25 protein-coding genes and 1 rRNA gene are annotated in these 21954 nt (G+C 69.7%); 2 read left to right on the top strand and 24 right to left on the bottom strand.

Annotated elements, in window-relative coordinates; all coding sequences use genetic code 11:
* Positions 1 to 12: 12 nt before the first annotated feature.
* The 8 genes from ACIQF0_RS24615 to ald all read right to left on the bottom strand — a co-directional run bounded on the left by ACIQF0_RS24615 (position 13) and on the right by ald (position 6025).
* The gene (locus ACIQF0_RS24615; RefSeq protein WP_360032437.1) at positions 13 to 747 is read right to left on the bottom strand and encodes a pseudouridine synthase; all 735 of its coding nucleotides are present in this window, start codon (positions 745 to 747) and stop codon (positions 13 to 15) included.
* Positions 740 to 1546: an SMC-Scp complex subunit ScpB gene (gene scpB, locus ACIQF0_RS24610; protein ID WP_401032869.1), complete on the bottom strand. Its 807-nt coding sequence runs from the start codon at positions 1544 to 1546 to the stop codon at positions 740 to 742. Before scpB ends, ACIQF0_RS24615 begins: the two co-directional genes overlap by 8 nt.
* The gene (locus ACIQF0_RS24605; protein ID WP_360032443.1) at positions 1543 to 2376 is read right to left on the bottom strand and encodes a segregation/condensation protein A; all 834 of its coding nucleotides are present in this window, start codon (positions 2374 to 2376) and stop codon (positions 1543 to 1545) included. The genes scpB and ACIQF0_RS24605 overlap by 4 nt, the downstream gene beginning before the upstream one ends.
* Entirely contained in the window at positions 2373 to 2696 is a 324-nt protein-coding gene (locus tag ACIQF0_RS24600; RefSeq protein ID WP_401032867.1) for a hypothetical protein, read from the bottom strand. The genes ACIQF0_RS24605 and ACIQF0_RS24600 overlap by 4 nt, the downstream gene beginning before the upstream one ends.
* A complete protein-coding gene (locus ACIQF0_RS24595; RefSeq protein ID WP_093604877.1) occupies positions 2693 to 3616 on the bottom strand; it encodes a ParA family protein in 924 nt (307 codons plus the stop codon). The genes ACIQF0_RS24600 and ACIQF0_RS24595 overlap by 4 nt, the downstream gene beginning before the upstream one ends.
* Before the next feature lie 100 nt (positions 3617 to 3716).
* A complete protein-coding gene (locus ACIQF0_RS24590) occupies positions 3717 to 4046 on the bottom strand; it encodes a helix-turn-helix transcriptional regulator (RefSeq protein ID WP_093604879.1) in 330 nt (109 codons plus the stop codon).
* A gap of 24 nt (positions 4047 to 4070) precedes the next feature.
* Positions 4071 to 4943: a site-specific tyrosine recombinase XerD gene (gene xerD / locus ACIQF0_RS24585; RefSeq protein ID WP_401032864.1), complete on the bottom strand. Its 873-nt coding sequence runs from the start codon at positions 4941 to 4943 to the stop codon at positions 4071 to 4073.
* A gap of 11 nt (positions 4944 to 4954) precedes the next feature.
* Positions 4955 to 6025: an alanine dehydrogenase gene (gene ald, locus ACIQF0_RS24580; RefSeq protein ID WP_360032450.1), complete on the bottom strand. Its 1071-nt coding sequence runs from the start codon at positions 6023 to 6025 to the stop codon at positions 4955 to 4957.
* Positions 6026 to 6078: 53 nt separating this feature from the next.
* Here ald and ACIQF0_RS24575 point away from each other — a divergent pair, with 53 nt between their 5' ends.
* Positions 6079 to 6717, top strand: a complete 639-nt coding sequence (locus ACIQF0_RS24575; protein WP_360032453.1) for an NINE protein — start codon at positions 6079 to 6081, stop codon at positions 6715 to 6717.
* On the opposite strand, the gene ACIQF0_RS24570 is transcribed toward ACIQF0_RS24575, so the two are convergent.
* The 3 genes from ACIQF0_RS24570 to ACIQF0_RS24560 are packed head-to-tail and all read right to left on the bottom strand — an operon-like array spanning position 6714 to position 9430.
* Positions 6714 to 7079: a DUF2752 domain-containing protein gene (locus ACIQF0_RS24570; RefSeq protein WP_360032456.1), complete on the bottom strand. Its 366-nt coding sequence runs from the start codon at positions 7077 to 7079 to the stop codon at positions 6714 to 6716. The genes ACIQF0_RS24575 and ACIQF0_RS24570 overlap by 4 nt on opposite strands.
* A gap of 39 nt (positions 7080 to 7118) precedes the next feature.
* Positions 7119 to 7751, bottom strand: a complete 633-nt coding sequence (locus ACIQF0_RS24565; protein ID WP_401032861.1) for an NUDIX domain-containing protein — start codon at positions 7749 to 7751, stop codon at positions 7119 to 7121.
* On the bottom strand, positions 7748 to 9430 hold the full coding sequence (locus tag ACIQF0_RS24560; protein WP_401032859.1) for a CTP synthase: 1683 nt from the start codon (positions 9428 to 9430) through the stop codon (positions 7748 to 7750). The genes ACIQF0_RS24565 and ACIQF0_RS24560 overlap by 4 nt, the downstream gene beginning before the upstream one ends.
* Positions 9431 to 9607: 177 nt before the next feature.
* Between ACIQF0_RS24560 and ACIQF0_RS24555 the strand changes: the two genes are divergently transcribed.
* Entirely contained in the window at positions 9608 to 10291 is a 684-nt protein-coding gene (locus ACIQF0_RS24555; RefSeq protein WP_401032858.1) for a hypothetical protein, read from the top strand.
* Here ACIQF0_RS24555 and ACIQF0_RS24550 read toward each other — a convergent pair.
* The 13 genes from ACIQF0_RS24550 to rrf all read right to left on the bottom strand — a co-directional run.
* A complete protein-coding gene (locus ACIQF0_RS24550; protein WP_401032856.1) occupies positions 10288 to 11226 on the bottom strand; it encodes a copper transporter in 939 nt (312 codons plus the stop codon). The two genes, ACIQF0_RS24555 and ACIQF0_RS24550, sit on opposite strands and share 4 nt — an antisense overlap.
* Positions 11223 to 12407: a putative cytokinetic ring protein SteA gene (steA, locus tag ACIQF0_RS24545; RefSeq protein WP_360032471.1), complete on the bottom strand. Its 1185-nt coding sequence runs from the start codon at positions 12405 to 12407 to the stop codon at positions 11223 to 11225. The genes ACIQF0_RS24550 and steA overlap by 4 nt, the downstream gene beginning before the upstream one ends.
* A 62-nt stretch (positions 12408 to 12469) precedes the next feature.
* Positions 12470 to 12889 (bottom strand): hypothetical protein, encoded by a 420-nt coding sequence (locus tag ACIQF0_RS24540; RefSeq protein WP_401032854.1) that lies wholly within the window; start codon positions 12887 to 12889, stop codon positions 12470 to 12472.
* A gap of 17 nt (positions 12890 to 12906) precedes the next feature.
* The gene (locus tag ACIQF0_RS24535; RefSeq protein WP_360032477.1) at positions 12907 to 13338 is read right to left on the bottom strand and encodes a hypothetical protein; all 432 of its coding nucleotides are present in this window, start codon (positions 13336 to 13338) and stop codon (positions 12907 to 12909) included.
* Entirely contained in the window at positions 13335 to 13943 is a 609-nt protein-coding gene (locus ACIQF0_RS24530) for a hypothetical protein (protein ID WP_401032852.1), read from the bottom strand. The genes ACIQF0_RS24535 and ACIQF0_RS24530 overlap by 4 nt, the downstream gene beginning before the upstream one ends.
* Positions 13936 to 14538, bottom strand: coding sequence for a hypothetical protein (locus ACIQF0_RS24525; RefSeq protein ID WP_401032850.1), 603 nt, complete (start codon positions 14536 to 14538; stop codon positions 13936 to 13938). The genes ACIQF0_RS24530 and ACIQF0_RS24525 overlap by 8 nt, the downstream gene beginning before the upstream one ends.
* A gap of 72 nt (positions 14539 to 14610) precedes the next feature.
* Complete coding sequence (gene recN / locus ACIQF0_RS24520; protein WP_401032848.1) at positions 14611 to 16392, bottom strand: DNA repair protein RecN; 1782 nt, start codon at positions 16390 to 16392, stop codon at positions 14611 to 14613.
* A 95-nt stretch (positions 16393 to 16487) separates the two neighbouring features.
* Positions 16488 to 17378 (bottom strand): NAD kinase, encoded by an 891-nt coding sequence (locus ACIQF0_RS24515; protein ID WP_093604897.1) that lies wholly within the window; start codon positions 17376 to 17378, stop codon positions 16488 to 16490.
* A complete protein-coding gene (locus ACIQF0_RS24510; protein WP_360032489.1) occupies positions 17375 to 18172 on the bottom strand; it encodes a TlyA family RNA methyltransferase in 798 nt (265 codons plus the stop codon). Before ACIQF0_RS24510 ends, ACIQF0_RS24515 begins: the two co-directional genes overlap by 4 nt.
* Positions 18173 to 18178: 6 nt before the next feature.
* Complete coding sequence (locus ACIQF0_RS24505) at positions 18179 to 18346, bottom strand: hypothetical protein (RefSeq protein WP_382428719.1); 168 nt, start codon at positions 18344 to 18346, stop codon at positions 18179 to 18181.
* Positions 18347 to 18350: 4 nt separating this feature from the next.
* Positions 18351 to 19145: an HAD-IIA family hydrolase gene (locus tag ACIQF0_RS24500; protein WP_093604903.1), complete on the bottom strand. Its 795-nt coding sequence runs from the start codon at positions 19143 to 19145 to the stop codon at positions 18351 to 18353.
* Complete coding sequence (locus ACIQF0_RS24495; RefSeq protein WP_401032845.1) at positions 19142 to 21769, bottom strand: hypothetical protein; 2628 nt, start codon at positions 21767 to 21769, stop codon at positions 19142 to 19144. Before ACIQF0_RS24495 ends, ACIQF0_RS24500 begins: the two co-directional genes overlap by 4 nt.
* 92 nt (positions 21770 to 21861) lie before the next feature.
* Positions 21862 to 21954 (bottom strand): 5S ribosomal RNA (rrf, locus tag ACIQF0_RS24490); the annotation flags it as partial.

The following is a 21954-nucleotide window of genomic DNA, read 5'->3' as shown; positions in this document are numbered from 1 at the left end:
TTCAGGGTCTGGTCAGAGCCCGACGAGCTTGTAGAGGCCGCCGACTTCCTGGCGGTTCAGCACCCGCATCGAACCGGGACGCTGGTTGCCGAGCGACACCTCACCGACGGCGACGCGGACCAGCGACTGCACCGGGTAACCGGCGGTCTCCATGAGGCGGCGGACGATGTGCTTGCGGCCCTCGTGCAGCACGATCTCGACGAGCGCCTTGCCGGGCACGGCGCTGATGAGCTTGAAGGAGTCGACCTTGGCCGGCCCGTCCTCCAGCTCGATGCCCGCCTTGAGCTTCTTGTTGAGACCCTTCTCGACCGGGCCGGGGACCTCGGCGAGGTAGGTCTTCTTGACGTTGTAGCTCGGGTGCATCAGCCGGTGCGCGAGCTCGCCGTCGTTCGTGAGCAGCAGCAGGCCCTCGGTCTCGGCGTCGAGGCGGCCGACGTGGAACAACCGCTCCTTGCGGTTGCGCACCAGGTCGCCGACGCACGGGCGGCCCAGGTCGTCCTCCATCGTGGAGAGCATCCCGTACGGCTTGTTCAGCGCGATCGTGACGACGTCCTCGCGGATCTGCACCCGCAGCCCGTCCACGTGCACCACGGCCGTCTCGGGGTCGATCCGGCGGCCCTGCTCGCGCACGACCTGGCCGTCGACCTGCACCCGTCCCTGCTCGATCAGCTCTTCGGAAGCGCGGCGCGAGGCGATACCCGCCTGCGCGAGCACCTTCTGCAGGCGCACGCCCTCGTTGTCAGACATCGTCGATCGCATCCACTTCGGGCAGGAGCGGGGCGATTGGCGGCAGGTCGGCAAGCGACGACAGCCCCAACCGCTCCAGGAACAGTTCGGTCGTGCGGTACAGGATCCCACCCGTGTCGCTGTCGGTGCCCGTCTCCTCGATGAGCCCCCGTGCGACCAGGGTCCGGATCACGCCGTCCACGTTGACGCCGCGAACCGCCGCGATCCGCGCCCGCGTGACAGGCTGCCGGTAGGCGATCACCGCGAGCGTCTCGAGGGCCGCGCGGGTGAGTTTCGCGCGCTGACCGTCGAGCAGCAGCTTCTCCACGAACGGGGCGAACCGGTCCCGCGTGTAGAACCGCCAGCCGTCCCCCGCCCTGCGCAGGTCGATGCCACTGCCGGACTCGGTGTACCGAGCCGCCAGTCTACGGAGTGCCGCCTTGATTCGCTTAACCGGCTGCTCAAGGGCACTGCTGAGCTGGTCTTCCGGGATCGGGCTGTCCACCACGAGCAGCACCGACTCGAGCGCGGCCTCGAAGACCGCGTCGTCGGTGAGGTCCGGGAGGCCGCTGTCCTCGATCGCCTCCTCGGGGGCGGCGGCGAGGAGCTGGGCTTCGAGGTCGGCGGCGTCTTCGGCGTCGGCCGGGTCGGCTTCCGGCTCGGGTTCGGCGGGCTCTTCCAGCACAACGGGGGCGGGAGCGGCGTCGTCGAGAGCGGCGTCCGGCTCGGCAGCCTCCGTGGCCTCGGGCTCGCCCCCGTCGAACGCCGGCCCCGGCTTCTCGATCTCCGCCGCGTCCGGTCCCACCAGTGGCTCGCTCATCCGCCGTAGTCCTCATCCTCGTCGCCGGCGTGCACCTGCGCCTGCGCGTCCTGCAACGTCCCGCCCACCCACGTCACCTGCAACGGCCCGAGCGCGTCCTCCTGCTCGAAGGCCAGCGACTTCTCCCGGTACAGCTCCAGCAGCGCGAGGAACCGCGCCACGACCTCCATGGTCTCGGTGCAGTCGGCGACGATCTCCGAGAACGACGCGGTGCCCTTCTCGATCAGCATCGCGCGCAGCACGTCCGCGGTCTCGCGGATCGACACGCGGTGCTGGTGGATGTGGTCGACCGACAGCGTGCGCTTCTGCTTCGGGCGGAAGGCGGCGGCCGCGATCAGGGCGAACTTGCCGGGCGTGACGCCGAGCATCACCTCGGGCAGCAGGCCCTCGAAGCGCGGTTCCAGCGACACCGAGCGCGGGTAGCGCCGGAACGCGCCCTGTTCCAGCTCGGCGAAGAGGGCCGCCACCTGCTTGTAGGCCCGGTACTGCAGAAGGCGGGCGAACAGCAGGTCGCGCGCTTCCAGCAGGGCCAGGTCGTCCTCGTCCTCGACGTCACCGGTGGGCAGCAGCCGGGCGGCCTTCAGGTCCAGCAGCGTGGCCGCGATGACCAGGAACTCGGTGGTCTCGTCGAGGTCCCACTTGTCGCCCATGCCGCGCAGGTGCGCGATGAAGTCGTCGGTGACCGTGTGCAGGGCCACCTCGGTCACGTCGAGCGTGTGCTGGGAGATCAGCTGCAGCAGCAGGTCGAACGGGCCCTCGAAGTTCGTGAGCCTGACCTTGAACTTGCCATCGTCCGGAGCAGCAACCTCAGCAGGGGCTTCCTCGGTCACTGCTCGCGCAACCTGCGTACCAGCAACGACGCGTCACCGTGCGTCTCGAGGTCGTCCAGCACGATGGCGATCGCCTCACGCACGACACGGCCTCGGTCGACGGCCAGCGAGTGCGAGCCGCGCAGCACGAGCCGTGCCTGCTCCAGGGCCAGCAGTTCCTCGTCAGACACGTAGACCGTGATCTTCGTGGTGTGCTTGGTGCGGCCGGAACCACGGCGCTGCTGCGGGGTGACCTCGTCCGAGGAGACCTCGGACGAGGGCGCGGCAGAAGTCAGCCGGAACAGTTCCGCCGCCCCCGGTAGTGTTGGGCGACGGTTCACCGGGCGATCACCTCGCGAGCCAGGCCGCGGTACGCGTTGGCGCCGGCCGAGCGCGGTGCCCAGCGGGTGATCGGCTCACCGGCCACGGTGGTCTCCGGGAAGCGCACCGTGCGGTTGATGACCGAGTCGAACACGATCTCGCCGAACGCCTCCACGACGCGTGCCATGACCTCACGCGAGTGCAGCGTGCGCGGGTCGTACATCGTGGCGAGGATGCCGGTGATGTTGAGCTTCGGGTTCAAGCGTTCCTTGACCTTCTCGATGGTGTCGATGAGCAGCGCCACCCCGCGCAGCGAGAAGAACTCGCACTCCAGCGGGATCAGCACACCGTCCGCGGCCGCGAGGGCGTTCACCGTGAGCAGGCCGAGCGAGGGCTGGCAGTCGACCAGCACGTAGTCGTAGTGGTCGATGACGGGACGAAGGGTGCGCACGAGCGTGTGCTCGCGGCCCACCTCCGACACTAGCTGGATCTCGGCCGCCGACAGGTCGATGTTGCTCGGCAGCAGGTCCATGTCCTCGACCATGGTCTTGCGGATGACGTCGGGAACGGCGGTGTCGTTCTCCATGATGACGTTGTAGATCGTGGTTTCCAGCTGGTGCGGGTGCACGCCGAGGCCCACCGACAGCGCGCCCTGCGGGTCGAAGTCGACGAGCAGCACGCGGCGGCCGTACTCGGCGAGCGCCGCGCCCAGGTTGATGGTCGTCGTCGTCTTGCCGACGCCACCCTTCTGGTTGCAGACAGCCAGGATCTTCGCCGGGCCGTGGTGCAGCAGCGGCGGCGGATCGGGGATGTGACGACGCGGTCTGCCCGTCGGGCCGATGCCGTCGACCTGCTCCGTGGCGACGTCGTCCACCGGCGCGGCGTGCGGAGCCAGGCTCAGATCGGCACGGGGCGCGAAAGCGTGCTCCGGTGTCGACATGGCTGGCGTTCCCTCACTGGTCGTAGTCGTCTCTCCGGGCGCAGCCTAGGCCGCACCCGTGCGAGCGGCAACGCGCCTCGCCGGGCTTGTCAAGAGTTACTCAGACAGCGACATCCGTTCGTGTTCGCCGATCGGCGGCGGAAAGCACCACGTCCAGCAGGCCCGGAAAGAGATGGTCCAGGTCATCGCGGCGCAGTGACACCCACCGTTGATTGCCTCGGCAGCGTGTTCGTGTGATGCCCGCTTCGCGTAATACCCGCAGATGCTGGGAAAGGGTCGACTTCGCGACGTCGACCTCGAAAGCCCCGCACAGCCTCTCACCGCTCAACTGGATCTGGCGCACGACCGCGAGCCTTGTCGGGTCACTCAGCGCGTGCAGCACAGCGGCTAGATCAATGGCCTGTGGGGACGGCTCGTCCAAGTTCGGCACCTGCCCACCGTACCCGTGGAAGCCTCATGTTCCAGTGGCTCGAGGGTGTGCAGTTGCGTAGACCTCCCTCAAAGTCGTAACGGTTACCAGTGTGTACACCTGAGTGGTCGTAACGGATGCGTGCCCGAGGAGTTCTTGCACCACCCGAACGTCAGCACCCCCTTCCAACAGATGGGTGGCAAACGAATGCCGCAACGTGTGAGGAGACACCACCGCCGTGATTCCAGCCTGCTCCGCGGCGGTCTTCAGAACGGTCCACGCACTCTGCCGAGAGAGCCTTCCACCCCTTGTATTCAAGAACAATGCAGGTGTGCCACGCCCCTTCGCCGCCAACGCGGGACGTGTCCGAACCAGGTAGGCGTCGACCGCCGCCAACGCCGGCCGCCCGACCGGAACCAGCCGCTGCTTCCCTCCTTTCCCGTCCAGCAACACCGTCCGCTCGGAAGCGTCGATGTCGTCCACGTCCAGCCCGACCACCTCGGAAATTCGCGCTCCTGTCGAGTACAGCAACTCCAGCAGCGCTTTGTCCCTGAGGTTTCCCACAGTTTCGAGGAGGGTGAGAACCTCATTGATCGGTAAAGCCTTCGGCAGCCTCTTCGGCGGCGACGGCGGATGCACGGCACGTGCAACGTCTTGCGGCACAACGCCTTCACGGTGCGCAAAGCGGTGCAACCCGCGCACGGCGACCAACGTCCGTGCGGCAGAAGACGCCGCGAGCCCGCTCTCTCGCAACACGGCCAGGAACTCACTCACCTGAAGCTCCGTCACCGCGCCCAAGTCCGTGACACCCAAGGACTCCAGGTGTTCGGCGTAGCGGCGCAGGTCACGGGTGTAGGAGTCGAGCGTGTTGCGGGCGGTGCCGCGTTCCACGGCGAGGTGGTCGAGATAGGTCGCCACCAACTCTGCAATCACGCGAGCCCTTCCAACAGGATCTTCCCGTCACGCGCGTTGACGCCCTTGGCCAAAGCCGGATCTGACGCCACCGCAGCTTCAAAACCCTTGTCCGCCAACGCGATGACGTACGGCAGCGTCACGTTCGTGAGCGCGTACGTCGACGTGTTCGGCACGGCACCGGGCATGTTCGCGACGCAGTAGAACACGGAATCGTGCACACGGTACGTCGGTGCGTCGTGAGTGGTCGGCCGCGTGTCCTCGAAACACCCGCCCTGGTCGACCGCGATGTCCACGAGCACGCTGCCGGACCGCATCCGCGACACCAGGTCGTTGCTGACGAGCTTCGGCGCCTTCGCTCCGGGCACCAGCACGGCCCCGACGACGAGATCCGCCCAGCGGCACGCCTTCTCGACCTCGTAGGCGTTCGACGCGATCGTCTGCAGGTGCCCGCGGTAGGTGAAGTCGATCTGCCGCAACCGGTTGACGTTGTTGTCCAGCACGATCACCTCGGCCTGCATGCCGACGGCCATCGTCGCCGCGTTCATCCCCGCCACACCCGCGCCGATCACCGCGACCTTGCCCGCCGCGACGCCGGGAGCACCGCCCAGCAACACGCCACGCCCGCCCTGGGCCCGTTCCAGGCAGTGCGCGCCCACCTGGGCGGCCATCCGCCCGGCGATCTCGCTCATCGGCGCCAGCAACGGCAACGACCCGTCCGCCAGCTGCACGGTCTCGTAGGCGATGGCCGTGATCCCGGACGAAGCGATCGCGTCGGTGCACGACGGCGACGCCGCCAGGTGCAGGTAGGTGAACAGCACCTGATCGCGGCGCATGCGGTGGTACTCGGGCTCGATCGGTTCCTTGACCTTCAGGACCAGGTCCGCGGACCCCCACACCTCGTCCGCCGTGGCGACGATCCGCGCACCGGCGGCCACGTACTCCTGGTCGGGGAACGACGAGCCCGCACCGGCGTCGCGCTCGACGACGACGGAGTGCCCGCGACGCACCAGCTCGACCACGCCTGCCGGTGTCATCGCGACGCGGTACTCGTGGTTCTTGATCTCCTTTGGGACACCGACCAGCATCGTCGCAGCGTATTCCCGATATCGATCTGCTGCATCGGATAACGTGGCCAGCCGTGTCAGAAGCATTCGGGCCTGAGCAGCAGCGCATCGGCAACCAGCAGCGCGAAGAGGCGATCACCGCGCTCAACGACCACTTCGCGATGGCGCGGCTCGACATCGGCGAGTACCAGGAACGCGTGAACCGCGCGTCCGGCGCGCAGAGCTACGTCGAGCTCGCGGAGCTGTTCCGCGACCTGCCGCAGCCCCACCCGCCGTTCCTCGCGCCGCCCTCGGTGCCGTTCACCGCCGTGCCCCCGCCGCCGCCCGGCTACGCGCCGCAGCCCACCCAGCCGTACTACCCGCCGCCCACCGGCCCGCAGCCGCAGTACGCGGTTCCGCCGCCCACCGGCCCGCAGTACGCGGTCCCGCCGCCCGGCATGGTTCCCCACGGCGTGGGTTACGACCCCGGCGCCCCGTGGGGCCGCGACCCGTACACGGGCGTGCCGTACTCGGACAAGTCGAAGATCGCCGCGGGCCTGCTCCAGCTGTTCCTCGGCAACTTCGGCATTGGCCGGTTCTACATGGGGGACACCGGAATCGCGGTCGCCCAGCTGCTGACGTGCGGTGGATGCGGCATCTGGTCGCTGATCGACGGTGTGCTCATCCTGATCAACGGCGGCACCGACGCGGAAGGACGCCCGCTGAAGGGCTAAACGCCGGCGATGTTGCGGCCCACGCCCCACACGAGCATGACGGCGAGAGCGGCGAACCCGACCGATGGCGGCACCGGTCGCCGTTCTCCCTTCCAACGGCTCAGCGTCCAGCGCGTGAAGAGCCAGGCCATCAGCGGTACACCGAGCACGAGCAGCACGGCGTTGAAATGCCACGCGGCCACCACGTCGCCGTGCAGCAGTGCGTGCACCATGCGCGTGATCCCGCAGCCCGGGCAGTCGAGCCCGGTAAGCGCCTTGAAGGGGCACTTGGGCAACAGGTTGCCCGGCTGGTTCGGGTCGACGAACAGCAAAAGCACGGAACCCGCGGCGCCGGCCGCGAGCACGCTGAGGGGTCCCCTCATCCGCGAGAGAGAACCCTTCAGCGTCTGCATCAGCCCAACTTACTTCTTGCGCGCCGCGAACCGGGTCGGCTTGTCGCGAAACGGTGCGTCGGCCGGACGCGGCTCTGCCCGCCCCGCCAGCACCTCACGCGCCGCGAGCAGCCCGGCGACCGCGGACGAGTTCACGATCTCGCCCGAGAGCACCATCCGCACGGCCTCGTCGAGCGGGAAGCGGTGGATCTCCAGATCCGCCTCCTCCTCGCCCTGCACCTCGCGCTCCACTTCGGACAGCTCGCGCGCCAGGAACACCCGCACGACCTCGTCGGTGAACCCGGGAGACGCGGCCGTGTCGACCAGCGCGTCCCAGCGTCCGGCGTCGAGCCCGACCTCCTCGGCCAGCTCACGGCGGGCGCCGACGACCGGCTCCTCGCCGTCGTGGTCGAGCAGCCCGGCCGGCAGTTCCCAGAGGTGCCTGCCCAGCGGGTGCCGGTACTGGTGGATCAGCACGACCTGGCCCGCGTCGTCCACGGCCACGACCGCGACGGCACCCATGTGCTCGACGACCTCGCGCTTGGCCGTGCCGCCACCGGGCATCTCGACGTCGTCGACCCGCAGCGCGACCACACGTCCGACGTGCAGGTCCTCGCTGGAGACCGTCCGGAAGTCGTGACGCGTCCCAAAATCAGAGGTCACTGCGAGGCCCCGGCCTTCAGCGGCAGCCGGTCGGCGACCCGGTAGTCGATCGCGGCCTTCACGAACGCCGCGAACAGCGGGTGCGGCTTCGTGGGACGCGACTTGAGCTCCGGGTGCGCCTGGGTGGCGGCGTAGAACGGGTGCACGTCCGTCGGCAGTTCGACGAACTCGACCAGGCGGCCGTCCGGCGAGACACCGGAGAACACCAGGCCGGCGTCGGCGAGCTTGCCCCGGTACGCGTTGTTGACCTCGTAGCGGTGGCGGTGCCGCTCGGACACCTCGGTCGCGCCGTACGCCTGAGCGACGACCGAGCCCGGCGTGAGCTTGGCGACGTACGCGCCGAGGCGCATCGTGCCGCCCATGTCGCGCTGACCGGCCACGACGTCCTGCTGGTCGGCCATCGTGGAGATGACCGGCGTGCCGCCCTCTTCGAACTCGCTGGAGTTCGCGTCCTCGATGCCCGCGAGGTTCCGCGCGGCCTCGATCACCATGCACTGCAGGCCGAGGCACAGGCCCAGCGTCGGCACACCGCGCGTGCGGGTGTACTTCAGCGCGCCGACCTTGCCCTCGATGCCGCGCACGCCGAACCCGCCGGGGATCAGCACCGCGTCCATGCCGGACAACGCCCGTGCCGCGCCCTCGGGCGTCTGGCACTCGTCCGACGGCACCCACTTGATCTCGACCTTGGCGTGGTGCGCGAACCCGCCGGCCCGCAGCGCCTCGGTGACCGAGAGGTAGGCGTCGGGCAGGTCGACGTACTTGCCGACGAGCGCGATCTTCACCGTCTCCGACGGGTTGTGCACCCGCTCCAGCAGGTCGCCCCACACCGTCCAGTCGACGTCGCGGAACGGCAGGCCGAGGCGGCGCACGACGTAGGCGTCGAGGCCCTCGGAGTGCAGCACCTTGGGGATGTCGTAGATCGACGGCGCGTCCACGGCCGCGACGACGGCGTCGGTGTCGACGTCGCACATCAGGCCGATCTTGCGCTTCAGCGCGTCCGGGATCTCCCGGTCCGCCCGGCACACGATCGCGTCGGGCTGGATGCCGATGTTCCGCAGCGCCGCGACGGAGTGCTGCGTCGGCTTGGTCTTCAGCTCGCCGCTGGGCGCCAGGTACGGCACCAGGCTGACGTGCAGGAAGAAGACGTTGTCGCGGCCGACGTCGTGGCGGACCTGACGGGCCGCCTCGAGGAACGGCAGCGACTCGATGTCGCCGACCGTGCCGCCGACCTCGGTGATGACCACGTCCGGAGTGACGCCGTCGGCGTCCGGCTCGGCCATCGCCCGGATGCGGCGCTTGATCTCGTCGGTGATGTGCGGGATCACCTGGACCGTGTCGCCCAGGTACTCACCCCGCCGCTCCTTGGCGATCACCTCGGAGTACACCTGACCGGTGGTGACGTTGGCCTCGCCGCTCAGATCCCGCGACAGGAACCGCTCGTAGTGGCCGATGTCGAGGTCCGTCTCCGCACCGTCGTCGGTCACGAAGACCTCGCCGTGCTGGAACGGGTTCATCGTGCCGGGGTCCACGTTCAGGTACGGGTCGAGCTTCTGCATCGTTACCCGCAGGCCGCGCGAGGTGAGCAACTGGCCGAGACTGGAGGCCGTGAGCCCCTTGCCCAGGGAGGAGGCGACGCCCCCTGTGACGAAGACGTGCTTGGTCGTACGTGCCTGCTGCACCAACGGGGCTCCCGTGAAAATCGTGGGGGCCGAATCCCCCTATCCACGGGCCATAACGCTAACACGCCGCCGGTCACTCAGCGCACCACGACCCGGCAGATCACATCACCCGATCGGCGCAGCGAGGGGTTTTCCCGAACTCCCACGGCACGCGCCGGGATCAGGAATCGTTGTCACGTGACCTTCGACGTGGCAGGGAGCGCCGCACGAGCCATGCACGACCGCTCGGCGGCGTGGCGTTTCATCGAGGGTTTCGCGGCCGCGTGGGCCGAGCCGCTGGAACCGCAGGACGGCTGGAACCGGGCGGATCTCGCCGCCACCGAGGAGCAGCTGCTCGTCCGGCTGCCCGAGGCGGTGAAGGAGGCGCTGGCCCTGTTCGGCAAGCGTCCCGACCTGACCAGCAACCAGGACCGCCTGCTGACGCCGTCCGAACTGCGCGTGGTCGACGACGTCCTGGTGTTCCGCGACGAGAACCAGTGGGTCGCGGCCTGGGGCACCGCTCTGGACGGCGACGACCCGGAGGTCCGGATCAAGCTCGACCTTGTGGACAGGACCGAGGAGCGCTGGGACGCGTGGCTGCCCCGGTTCTCCCTGGCGTGCGTGGAGATGGTGCTGTCCGAGGCGCTGTACCGCGACGGGGCCGACACAGCGGACAGGGAGACGTCCGAGGCGGACGTCTCCCTGCTCGAAGATCACTTCGCACTGCTGCCGCTGCACAGTCCCGGCACCCGCTGGTTCGCCGCGGACGACCTGATCGTCCGCGAGGACGACCGCCAGTGGCTGTGGGCCCGCGCCCGCACACCTGACGCGCTGGACCAGCTCCTGAAGGCCCTACCCGGCGAGTGGACGACCGAGCACTAGCCGGCCGTGCCCGGCGAGGACGCCTCCGCGTTGCCCGCGACGCCGTAACGGCCGGAGCGGCCCTCCAGCTGTTCGCGCAACGCCATCACCACGACGACCTGACCCGCCGGGGTGTCGGAGTTGTCCACCGTGGACAGGATCGAGGTCGCGGCGGTGTCCGCGCGGACCACGCCGATCGCACCCGTGCCGTTCGCGGAACCGTTCGCACCGGCCAGCACGACGCCCGCGCCGGCCCGGTCGAGCTGGGTGGCGAAGCGCGCGACGGTCGAGGCCCTGTCCGCGGCCGAGTCACCGATCGCGGCACCACCGGCCAGCACGATCGCGAGTTGCGCGGGCTTCACACCCGAGGTCGCCTTCACGAAGCCCGCGTTGGTCAGCCCGGCGAGCGCGGACGCCGTCTCGTCGGCCGTGGCCTGCGGCTCGTTGTTGGACGGGTTGAGCAGCAGCAACGTCCCGAACAGACCGCCGGCGCGGGTACCGGGGTCCGCGGCCGTGGGCAGTTGCGAGCCGGCGGGCTGCAGCCGTGCCACGAGATCGCGCAACTGGTCGCCGCGCGACGGGTCGGCGAACGCGTCGGTCAGCTGGATCTCTCCGGTCACGGTGGCGCTCGCGGACTTCAGCAGCCCGGCGAGAGCGTCCCGATCGGACGGACGGGCGTCCGACGTGGTCACGATGACGACCGTGCGTTCGGTGAGCCGGTCCTTGACCGCCAGCGGGCCGACGGACGCGGCGAACTTGTCCGCCTCGGTCAGCTTGGCGTTCAACGCGTTGCGGTCGTTCTGCAGGTCGTTCACCTGCTGTGCCAACGAGTTCTTCTCGTCGCTCAGCCCGGAGAGCAGCCGCCCGCTGATCGCGGTCGACCCCAGCACGACACCGACCGCCAGCGCGAGGAACACCGCGGTGATCGAAACTATGTGGTAGCGCAGCGTGATCACGAGAAGAACCCCTTGAACCAGTTGACGACGGATTGCCAGCCGTCGACCACGATGTCGACGTAGACGTGACCGACGCCGGACACCGCGAGGGCCGCCGCCATGGCGACGATCGCGGCGGTCACCAGCAGGACGATCACGCCCAGCGAGACCCGGCTGCGGTGCAACGTCGCGACGGCCTCCCCGTCGACGAGCTTGCTGCCGAGCTTGAGCCTGGTGAGGAACGTGGAGGGGTTGGAACCGGAGTGCCCGCGGTCGAGGAACTCGCGCAACGTCGCGCGCAGCCCCACCGTCACCACGAGGGACGCCCCGTGCGCCTCGGCGAGCAGCAACGCGAGGTCCTCCGCGTTGCCCGACGCCGGGAACGTCACCGCGCCGATGCCGAGGTCCTGGATCCGTTGCAGGCCGGGCGCGTGGCCGTCGGTCTGCGCGGGCACGACCACCTCGGACGCCGCGCGCAGTGACGCGGTGCCGATGCCGTCGGGGTCGCCGACGATGATGTCCGGCTTGAGCCCGGCGTCGTGCAGCGTGTCCGCGCCGGTGTCGACGCCGATCAGCACCGGCCGGTACTCGCGGATGTACTTGCGGAGCTTGCGCAGTTCCTCGGCGTGCGACGGGCCGCCCGCGACGACGAGCACCTGCCGGTCGCGCATCGGCACGTACACCTCGGGCACGCCGACGCCGTCGAGCACCAGCGCGCGTTCGCGGCGGAGGAACTCGATGGTGTTGGCGGAGAACGCTTCCAGCTGAGCCGACATGCCGGCCTTCGCCTCGATCATCGCGTCGGCGATGCTTTCGGCGTTCTGCTCGATCCCCTTGGCGAGCTCACGTTCCCCGGCGTACACGACACCTTCGTGCAGCCGGATCTTCGTGCCTTCCTTGATCTCCCGCAGCGCGACGGCGCCGACGTTGTCGATCAGCGGAATGCCGGCCTCGATCAGCAGTTCCGGTCCGAGGTTGGGAAACCGCCCGGAAATCGACGGTGACGCGTTCACGACACCGACGACCTCGGCCGAGACGAGCGCTTCGACGGTCCGCCGATCGAGGTCGACGAGGTCCATCACAGCGATGTCACCGGCACTGACGCGCCGCACCAGGTCGCTCGCGCGCCGATCAACCCGCGCGACGCCCGTGACACCGGGAAGTTCGTGGTTGGTGCGGCTCAGCAGCCCGGAAAGCTTCATGAGCCGATAGTGACTCACGGTGCGCACGCGACAGGTGAGGCACGCCGGGCATTTCTCGCTGGTCAGTCGTCGGGGTGAACTACTACGGCTCCAAACGCGAGAACCACTGCACTTATGAGCACCCAAATACCGTTGCCGAACCCGGCTTGCAGCGCCGGATCGATGGCGATGTTGCCCTCCTGGTGAAAGCTGATCGCGTTCAGCAAATACACGAACAACATTCCGGTGACGCCCGCCAACCCGGCCGCCCCGGCAAAGGCGACTTTCCGCCACCGAACGCCCATCAGCACCACCGCGGCCATCACCACGATCGGGATGCCGAACAACGGTCCGTGTTCATCTTTGGCACCACCGAAGTGCGTGCTCCACCCACTGGTGACGTAGGCGGTCTGCGGCTGCCCGGGAGCAAGCCGGATCAGCAACTCCGAGAACGGCAGGAACGTGGCCCCGGCCGCGGCCACCGCGGCGAGCCCGAGCAGCACGACGCCAAGGATCTTCCTCACGCCGCCTCCCGTTGCGCGGCAACAGCTCCGACGAGCCCGACCACCGTTCCCACGACGAGGAACACCAGCCCGAACCCGACCGCGAAGTCCCCCTGCTGCTCGATCGCGTGCCCGCGTTCCGACACCACGAGCGCCGAGACGATCCCCACCGCGCCGAGCTGCCCGGCAGCCCCGGCCAACGCCGCGCGGTTGATCCAGATCCCGGCCACGAGCAACAGGACCGTCACCACGACAGGCACCCCGTACCAGGGCGAGAGCTCTCCGGCGGGCCAGTCACCGGGCTTGTTGAGAACCTCGGTCCCCCAGGCCCGCACCACGACCTCAACGCCACCGGCGTACGCCGTCGAGTACCACGGCAACACCATCGCCGTGGCGCTCAGCACCACTCCGGCCGCGATCAACGCGATCGCCGTAGGTCTCCCGATCACCGGGTCTCCCGCTCGTCGTCGTCAGGAATCGCAATCCCGAAGGGAGGCGTGTCGTCGTCGTTGTCGAGCTGGTGCACGACCACCCCGTCCCCTTCGTCCTCGTCCTCCACCACCGGCTCGGAACTCCTGCGCTGGGCGAGCACCGCACCCACGAGCGCGACGACGGCCGCGATCATCAGGAGGTAGAAGCCGTCGTGGTAGAGCAGTTCGTCCTTGCTGGATCCGCGCTGCGGCTCGGACTCGATGAGCTCTTTCAGCTCCCGCAACTGGGACAGGTAGAGGAACAGGACCCCGGCCAGCACCCCGGCCCCGCCCATGGCCAGCGGCCGCCCGGCGAACGCGGTCTCCTGACGCACCAGCAGCACCACGGCGACGGCCATCATGATCGCCGAGACCACCACGGGCCACCCCGCGGCGAAGAGCGCCGGCTGTTCGGCAGCCCCGTCCTGCGGGTTCGACGTGGTGATCCACAGGGTCGAGGTGGAGCGCAGATCGGTCCCGAAACCCTTGTAGACAGTGCTGAAGACGTCCTGGAGCGACCCGATCACCGCCAGCACGGCCCCGAGCGCCAGCAGCACCCACGCGATCTTGCGACGGTCAATCACTCTTGGGCTCCACGATCACCGGATACCCGTAGGGCGGCGTGTCGGTGTCGTCCGCCTCGTCGATCTGGTGGATGACCACTCCTTCGCCGGCGTCCTCGGCCTGAACCGCCCGAGGCAGCTCCTGGTGCAGCACGGCCGCCACCACGGCCACTCCAGCCGCGACGATCAGCGTGGTGACCCCGTCTCCCTGCTCCACCTCGATGGTGAACGGCGACTCGAGGTCGGACAGTCTGTCGACCAGCCCCTGCAGCCGGACGACGGCGGACCAGGCCACGCCGACCAGCAGCCCGGCCCCGAGCAACGACCCGACCCTGGCAGCGGGAAGCCGGAAGGCCAGCACCGCGGCCAAGGCCATGACCAGCGCGGCCCCCAGAGCGGGCTCCCCGAACTCGAGGGGCTCCAGGAGCAGCACTTCGCGGAAGTCGTCGCGCTCGACCGCCCAGGAGGTGGCCTCGAACCGCAGGGTGCGACCGTTGGCCGCGACCTCCACCGTGTAGGCGGACAAGAACGTGGCCGCCACAGCGAGGCCAGCGGCCACGACCACCAGCACGGCCCCGAACACCCGGCGCGTGGTCAAAGATCCGGTAACGGTCACACCCCCATCATGCCGAACAAGGCCGCGACGCGACCGCCCAGCTCAACCGCGATGACGAGGGCGAACCCGAGGTCAGCCCTTCTTCTTCCGCCGCCGGACCACGGCCGCGGAGGACTTGTCCGCCTTCGCCGCGGCCAGCAACTCCTCGGCGTGGGCCCGGCCGGTGTCGGTCGAGTCCATGCCGGCCAGCATTCGCGCCAGCTCGACGACCCGCTGCGTCTCGTCCAGCTTCCGCACGGCGGACCGCGTGAACGTCCCGTCGGCGGACTTGTCCACCACGAGGTGCCGATCAGCGAACGCGGCGACCTGGGGCAGGTGGGTCACGACGATCACCTGGTGGGACCGCGCGAGCCGGGCCAGCCTCCGCCCGACCTCGACGGCGGCTCGCCCGCCGACGCCGGCGTCGACCTCGTCGAAGACCAGGGTGGGCACCGGATCGGAGTGCGACAGCACGACCTCCAGCGCCAGCATCACCCGGGAAAGCTCACCGCCGGAAGCGCCCTTGTGCACGGGCAACGCCGGCGCCCCCGGATGCGAGATCAACCGCAGCTCGACGTCGTCCACTCCGGACGACCCGGCGTGCAGGATCGACCGCCCCACGGCCAGCGCCTGAGCATCGCCGGCCTCGGCGTGCCGGGGCCGGACGGCCAGTTCCACCGTCGCGTGCGGCATGGCAAGCCCGTCGAGCTCCTCGCTGACGGCCTTCCCGAGCTCCAGCGCGGCCTCGACCCGAGCGGCGGTGACCCGCTCAGCCAGCGCAGCCAGCTCGACGGCGAGTTCGTCCCGCCGAGTGGCCAGTGAGCTCAGGGCCTCCTCTGACGTGTCCAGCCCGCCCAGCCGAGCCCGGGCGTCCGAGGCCCAGGCGATCACACCGTCGATGTCGGCCGCGTACTTCCTGGTCAGCGCCTTCAGCTCGGCCTGCCGCTGCAGCACCGACTCGAGCCGGCCGGGGTCGGCCTCGAGATGATCCAGGTAGCCGGAGATCTCGGCGCCGACGTCGGCCAGCAACGTCGCCGCCTCGACGAGCCGCGGCTCCATCTCCCGCAGCTTCGGGTCTTCGGAAGCCGACAACCGGCGAGCGGCCTCGGAGATCAACCCGAGCGCGCCGGGGTTGTCGGGATCTCCCTCGAGAGAACCGGACACCGCGAACTGCGCGCCCTGAGCGGCCTCGCGCAGCTGGTCGGCGTCGGCGAGCCGCCGAGCCTCGTCGTGCAGCTCGACGTCCTCACCCGGTTTCGGGTCGACGGCGTCGATCTCGCCGAGGCCGTGCCGCAGCAGGTCGGCCTCACGGGCGAGCTCACGCGAGCGCTCCGTGCGCTCCTTCAGTTCCGTGGAGACGCGCAGCCACTCCTCGCGGACGGCCTGGTACGCGCGCAGCGGCTCGCTCACGTCGTCGCTCGCGAACCGGTCCAGCACGGCACGCTGCTCGGTCGGGCGCATGAGGCGCAGCTGGTCGTTCTGACCGTGGACGGCGATGAGCTGCTCCGCCAGTTCGGACAGGACGCCGACCGGCACGGAGCGGCCACCGACGTGGGCTCGCGAGCGGCCGTCGGCACCGACCGTGCGGATCGCGATCAGCGACCCGTCCTCGTCGGCCTCGCCGCCGACCTCCTCCGCCACCTTCGCGGCAGGACTGCCCGCCGGAGCCTGGAAGCGGCCTTCGACCACCGCTTTGTCGGCTCCGGTACGCACCCGCGACGCCTCCGCACGGCCACCGCCGAGCAGGTGCAACCCGGTCACGACCATGGTCTTGCCCGCACCCGTCTCACCAGTCACTACGGTGAATCCGGGGTCCAGTTCAAGGGTGGCCTCGTCGATCACGCCAAGGCCATTGATGCGCATCTCGGCCAGCACAGGGCGAACCTTACTTGTCGGGTCCGACATTTCCGGATGGGTCCTTGCTCTGGGGGCACCATAGCCAGCGAGTGCCGACGCGCCGAGCGGCGCGGTCAGCCTGCCGATGGTCCCCGCCATCCCTTCACCGGCAGGGCGAACTTCTCGACCAGCCGGTCCGTGAACGGTGCCTGGCGCAACCGCACGACCTTCAGCGGCACCGCGCCTTCCACGATCTCGATCCGCGCGCCCGCGGGCAGCTCGAACGTGCGCCGCCCGTCCGCGGACAGCGCCGCCGGGTGGCCCGACGAGTCGATCTCGAACGCCACGTGCGACTTCGGCGAGACGACCAGTGGCCGTGAGAACAGCGCGTGCGCGTTGCTCGGCACCACCAGGATCGCCTGCACGTCCGGCCACACGACCGGTCCGCCCGCCGAGAACGCGTAGGCGGTCGAGCCCGTCGGCGTCGCACAGATCACGCCGTCGCAGCCGAACGCCGACACCGGCCGGCCGTCGACCTCGACGACGACGTCGAGGATGCGTTCGCGGATCAGCTTCTCGACGGTGATCTCGTTGAGCGCCCAGGTCTGCGCGACCACGTCGCCGTTGACCTTCGCGACGAGGTCGAGCGTCATGCGCTCTTCCACGAAGTAGTCGCGCTCCAGCACGTGACCGACGGCCTCGTGCAACGCGTCCGAGTCGGCCTCCGCGAGGAACCCGACCCGGCCCAGGTTGACGCCCAGCACCGGCACCCGCGCCGGGCGGGCGAGCTCGGCGCCGCGCAGCAGCGTGCCGTCACCGCCGAGGACGAGCACGAGCTCGGTGCCCTCGGCCGCGTGGTCGTCGGCGGGCACGACCTTGGTGCAGCACGACGGGCCGAGGTCACGCGCCTCGTCGTCGAGCACCCTCGTCGTGACGCCCCCGACCGCGAGACGGCCTGCCACCTGACGGGCGAGATCGATGTTGCTCTGGTGACCGGTGTGGACGACCAGCAGGACTTCCCTCATTGGGGCCCTTCTTCGACGGCGGTGCGCACCATCTCCTCCGCAGGGACGGGTTCACCCTTGCGAAGCCAGAGGAAGTACTCGACATTCCCGGACGGGCCGGGCAACGGGCTCGCGACGACCCCGTGCACGGCCAGACCGAGTTCTGCTGCCGCCCTGGTCACGTCGAGCACGGCTTCGGCACGAAGCTCGGGCTCGCGCACGACGCCACCGGAGCCGAGGCGTTCCTTGCCCACCTCGAACTGCGGCTTGACCATGGGCAGCAGGTCGCCCTCCTCGTCGAGGCACGCGGCCAGTGCGGGAAGCACAAGCCTCAACGAGATAAACGAAAGATCGGCCACCACGAGTTCAACTTTGCCGCCGATGTCCTCGGGCGTGAGGGTGCGGACGTTGGTCTTGTCCTTCACCACGACCCGGTCGTCGGTCTGCAGCTTCCAGTCGAGCAGACCCCTGCCGACGTCGGCCGCGACCACCTGACGCGCGCCTTTGCGCAGCAGCACGTCGGTGAAACCGCCAGTGGACGCGCCGGCGTCGAGACAACGCCTGCCGGTGGGATCGATCTTGAAGCCGTCGAGCGCGCCGATGAGCTTGTGCGCGCCTCTGGAGGCCCAGTTCGGGTCGTTGCCGATGTCCTTGACGACGACCGGGTCCGAGGTCTCCACGGCGGTCGCGGGTTTCGTCGCGACGGTGCCGCGGACCTTCACGCGTCCGTCGGCGACGAGTTGGCTGGCGTGCTCACGGGACCTGGCGAGCCCCCTGCGCACGAGTTCGGCGTCGAGCCGCACTCTGCGAGGCACTGTGCATCACACCTTGTCGATGCTCGACAGTGCGTCGGTGAGCGTCGAGTGCACGGCGTCGAACCGAGCCACGTGCTCGTCGAGGGGAACGTTCTCGAGCCCGTCGAGCCTCTCCAGCGCGCCGTCGATGGCGTCAGCCGGGTTGGGCGGAGGTCCGGGCAGGGGGTAGCTCACGGTCTTACGGTAGCCGATGGAGTACCGACAGGTCCGCGCCGACATACGTGGGCCTTTGCTCAGCCGGAAGCGCTTGCGCCTCTTGCTCCGTCGACACACCTGTGAGCACGAGCAGCGAGTCCATGCCCGCGTTGACCGCGCCGAGGATGTCCGTGTCGAGCCGGTCGCCGATCACCAGCGGGCGGTTCGCGCCGAGGTCCTTCGCGGCCTGCTGGAGCAGCGGGGTGGCGGGCTTGCCGGCGACGAGCGGTTCCTGGTCGGTCGCGGTCTTCAGCGCCGCGACGAGGCTGCCGTTGCCGGGCAGGAGGCCACGTTCGGTGGGCAGGGTGGCGTCGACGTTGCACGCCACCCACAGCGCGCCGTTGCGGATGGCCACCGCGGCCTCGGCCAGCTCACGCCAGCCGAGGTCCATGGACAGCCCTTGCAGGACCGCCACCGCGCCTTCCGCGGTGTCGGTCGGGATGAGTCCGCGCTTGAACACCTCGGCCTCCAGGGCCTTGGTGCCGAGCACGAGCACAGTGGATCGCTTCGGCAGTCGTTCGGCCAACATGGCCGCGCCTGCCTGCGAGGAGGTGCTCACCTCGTCGACGTTCGTCTCGAACCCGAGCTCGACGAGGTGATCGGCCACCATCTGCGGTGAGCGGGAGGCGTTGTTGGTGACATACCGGATCCCGACGCCCTTGCTTCTGGCCGCGGCAATCGCTTCCGCGGCACCGGGCACGGCTTCGGATCCCCGGTAGACGGTGCCGTCGAGATCGATCAGCAACGCGTCGTACCTGTCGACCAACGTCTCGCTCACTGCTGCGGGGTCTCCTCCTGGGTCAGCTCGAACGCGCGCTCGGCGGCGTCCGTCTCCCCCTCGTCGTCAGCCTCGGCGGCGTTGAGGAACCACTTGACGGACTCCTCGATGCGACCGGCCGCGGCCAGGTTGTCGGCGTAAGCGTAGAAGAGCCGCGCGGAGTAGGGATTGCGCTGCCCCGGATCGAGGTCGGGACCCTGCAGGGCGACGACGGCCGCGTCGAGCTGGCCCATGTCGCGACGAGCGCCGGCCGCGACGATGCGCAGCTCGATCTCGTCCTCCTGGCTGAGGTCCTTGACCGCCGGGTCCTTGGCGAGGTCGATCGCCCGCTCCGGCCGGCCGAGGGCCCGCTCGCAGTCGGCCATGATCGCCAGGTGGCCCGGTCCGGTCATCATCCGGCGCGCGGCCCGCAGCTCGCTGAGAGCCTCGGCCCACTCGTCCGCGAAGTAGGCGGTGAGACCCGCCGCTTCCCGCACGACACCGACGCGAGCAGCCTTGCTCCGCGCGTACCGCGCGTGCTCCAGGGCCAGCTCAGGGTCCTCGTCGATCAGCAGCCCGGCCGCGGCCAAGTGCCGTCCGATGATCTCCGCAAGCCCCTTGGGCAGGCTGCGCAGCTCGGCCTTGATCTCCGGGTCGAGCAGCGACAGGTCGGCTTCCTCCGGCAGCTCGGGCCGTCCGCCACGGGGCGCGGGCGCCTCGTCGCTCTGCTCCGCGCTGTCAGCGTCGTCCGACTCGGCCTTCGGCTCGTCGTCACGCTTGTCCGCGTCGACGCCGGCCTCGCTGTCGGTCCTGGTCTCGGTCTTGGTCTCGACGACCTCGGCCGCGTCGCCCTCAGCGGCGACCTCGGCCTCGGCGGCCGGCTCACGACCGGCGGCGGCACGGGTGGCCGCGGCGCCGTCGCCCAGGCGGTACCCGGCGCGCTCGGCGGCAGGCGTCACCTCGGCAGAGGCCTTGTCCGTGGTCTCCGGCTCCGACTGACGCTCCTGGAAGCGCGCCGCACGCTCACGGCTGCGCTCGTCACGACGGTCGTCGCGCGGCGGGGCGGAACGCTCGTCGTTGCGCCGGTCGCCGGAATCGCTCTTCCGGTAGCCGCCACGGTCGTTCGAGTCGTCCTTGCGGTAGCCACCCCGGTCATTGGAACCCCGGTAACCGCCACGGTCGTTCGAGTCGCTCTTGCGGTACCCGCCACGGTCGCTGGAACCCCGGTCGTCCTTGCGGAAGCCGCCGCGGTCGCTGGAACCCTGGCCGCGGTGACCACCGCGGTCGCCCGAGTCGTCCTTGCGGAAGCCGGGACGGTCGCTCGAACGCGAGCCGCCACGATCACCGGAATCACTCTTCCGGTAACCACCGCGGTCGCCCGAGTCGCTCTTGCGGAAGCCGGGCCGGTCGCCGGACTCGCTCTTGCGGTAACCGCCACGGTCACCGGAGTCGTCCCTGCGGAAGCTGGGACGGTCACCGGAGTCGCTCTTGCGGTAGCCACCGCGGTCGCTGGACTCACTCTTGCGGTAACCGCCGCGATCACCGGACTCACTCTTGCGGAACCCGCCGCGCTCGCCCGACTCGCTCTTGCGGTAACCACCGCGGTCACCGGAGTCGTCCTTGCGGAAGCCAGGACGGTCGCCAGAGCGCTCGCCCCGGTAGCCACCACGATCGCCGCCGCGGTCGCTCGAACCCTGGCCGCGGTAACCACCACGATCGCCCGAGTCGCTCTTGCGGAACCCGCCACGGTCACCGGACTCGCTCTTGCGGTAGCCACCGCGATCGCCCGAGTCGTCCCTGCGGAAGCTGGGTCGATCGCTGGACTCGCTCTTGCGGTAACCGCCACGGTCGCTGGAACCCCGGTAGCCGCCACGGTCACCGGAGTCGCTCTTGCGGAACCCGCCGCGCTCGCCCGAGCCGGCCCGGTCGCCGGAGCGGAAGCCGCCGCGGTCGCCCGACTCGCTCTTGCGGTAGCCACCGGACTCGTCCTTGCGGTAGCCGGGACGGTCGCTGGACTCGCTCTTGCGGTAACCGCCACGGTCGCTGGAACCCTGGCCCCGGTAACCACCGCGATCGCCCGAGTCGTCCTTGCGGTAGCCGGGACGGTCGCTCGAACCCTGACCGCGATAGCCGCCGCGGTCGCTGGACTCGCTCTTGCGGTAACCACCGCGGTCGCTGGAACCCTGGCCCCGGTAACCACCGCGATCGCCTGAATCGTCCTTGCGGAAACCGGGCCGGTCGCTGCGGAAACCGCTGCGCTCGCCGGAACCGGAGCCCTGCCCGCGATAGCCGCCGCGGTCGTTCGAGTCGCTCTTGCGGTAGCCACCACGGTCGCTGGAGCCGCCGCGGTCGCTCGAACGGTCGCCGCGGTAGCCACCGCGGTCGCCGGAGTCGTCCTTGCGGTAGCTGCCGCGGTCGCTGGAACCCTGGCCGCGGTAACCGCCGCGGTCGCTGGAGCCGGCGCGGTTGTCTCGACGGTCGCCGCTGCTGGTGCGGTCGCCGGAGCCTTCACCGCGCTGAGAGTTGCTGGAGTTGTTGCTGCTGCTGAACTTGCGGTCGCCTGATGGACGGCCACCGTCGGAATGGCGCGGTCGGTCTCCCTGGCCACGCTGACGGTCGCCGGGACGATCCCCGAACCTGGACACCAAATCCTCCTACTATGGACACGCTGAAAGGGGCCTGTGAGCGAAGCACTGTAATTGTGCCCCGCGATCACAAGCCCCTTCAGGGAAGTAAAGTTCGGCGGCGACCTACTCTCCCACACCGTAACCAGTGCAGTACCATCGGCGCAGAAGGGCTTAACTACCGGGTTCGGAATGGGACCGGGTGT

It is taken from the genome of Lentzea sp. NPDC092896 (genome assembly GCF_044754905.1).
GTDB lineage: Bacteria > Actinomycetota > Actinomycetes > Mycobacteriales > Pseudonocardiaceae > Lentzea.
Note: the sequence above shows the minus strand (reverse complement) of the source record. Positions and strands in the feature narration are given on the sequence as shown.

What these genes read in the sequence shown, in the direction of transcription:
- scpB (WP_401032869.1), bottom strand. Translation starts at nt 1,546, where the DNA reads ATGAGCGAGCCACTGGTGGGACCGGACGCGGCGGAGATCGAGAAGCCG.
- ald (WP_360032450.1), bottom strand. Translation starts at nt 6,025, where the DNA reads ATGCTGGTCGGTGTCCCAAAGGAGATCAAGAACCACGAGTACCGCGTC.
- ACIQF0_RS24570 (WP_360032456.1), bottom strand. Translation starts at nt 7,079, where the DNA reads ATGAGGGGACCCCTCAGCGTGCTCGCGGCCGGCGCCGCGGGTTCCGTG.
- ACIQF0_RS24595 (WP_093604877.1), bottom strand. Translation starts at nt 3,616, where the DNA reads ATGTCGACACCGGAGCACGCTTTCGCGCCCCGTGCCGATCTGAGCCTG.
- steA (WP_360032471.1), bottom strand. Translation starts at nt 12,407, where the DNA reads ATGAAGCTTTCCGGGCTGCTGAGCCGCACCAACCACGAACTTCCCGGT.
- ACIQF0_RS24515 (WP_093604897.1), bottom strand. Translation starts at nt 17,378, where the DNA reads ATGAGGGAAGTCCTGCTGGTCGTCCACACCGGTCACCAGAGCAACATC.
- ACIQF0_RS24615 (WP_360032437.1), bottom strand. Translation starts at nt 747, where the DNA reads ATGTCTGACAACGAGGGCGTGCGCCTGCAGAAGGTGCTCGCGCAGGCG.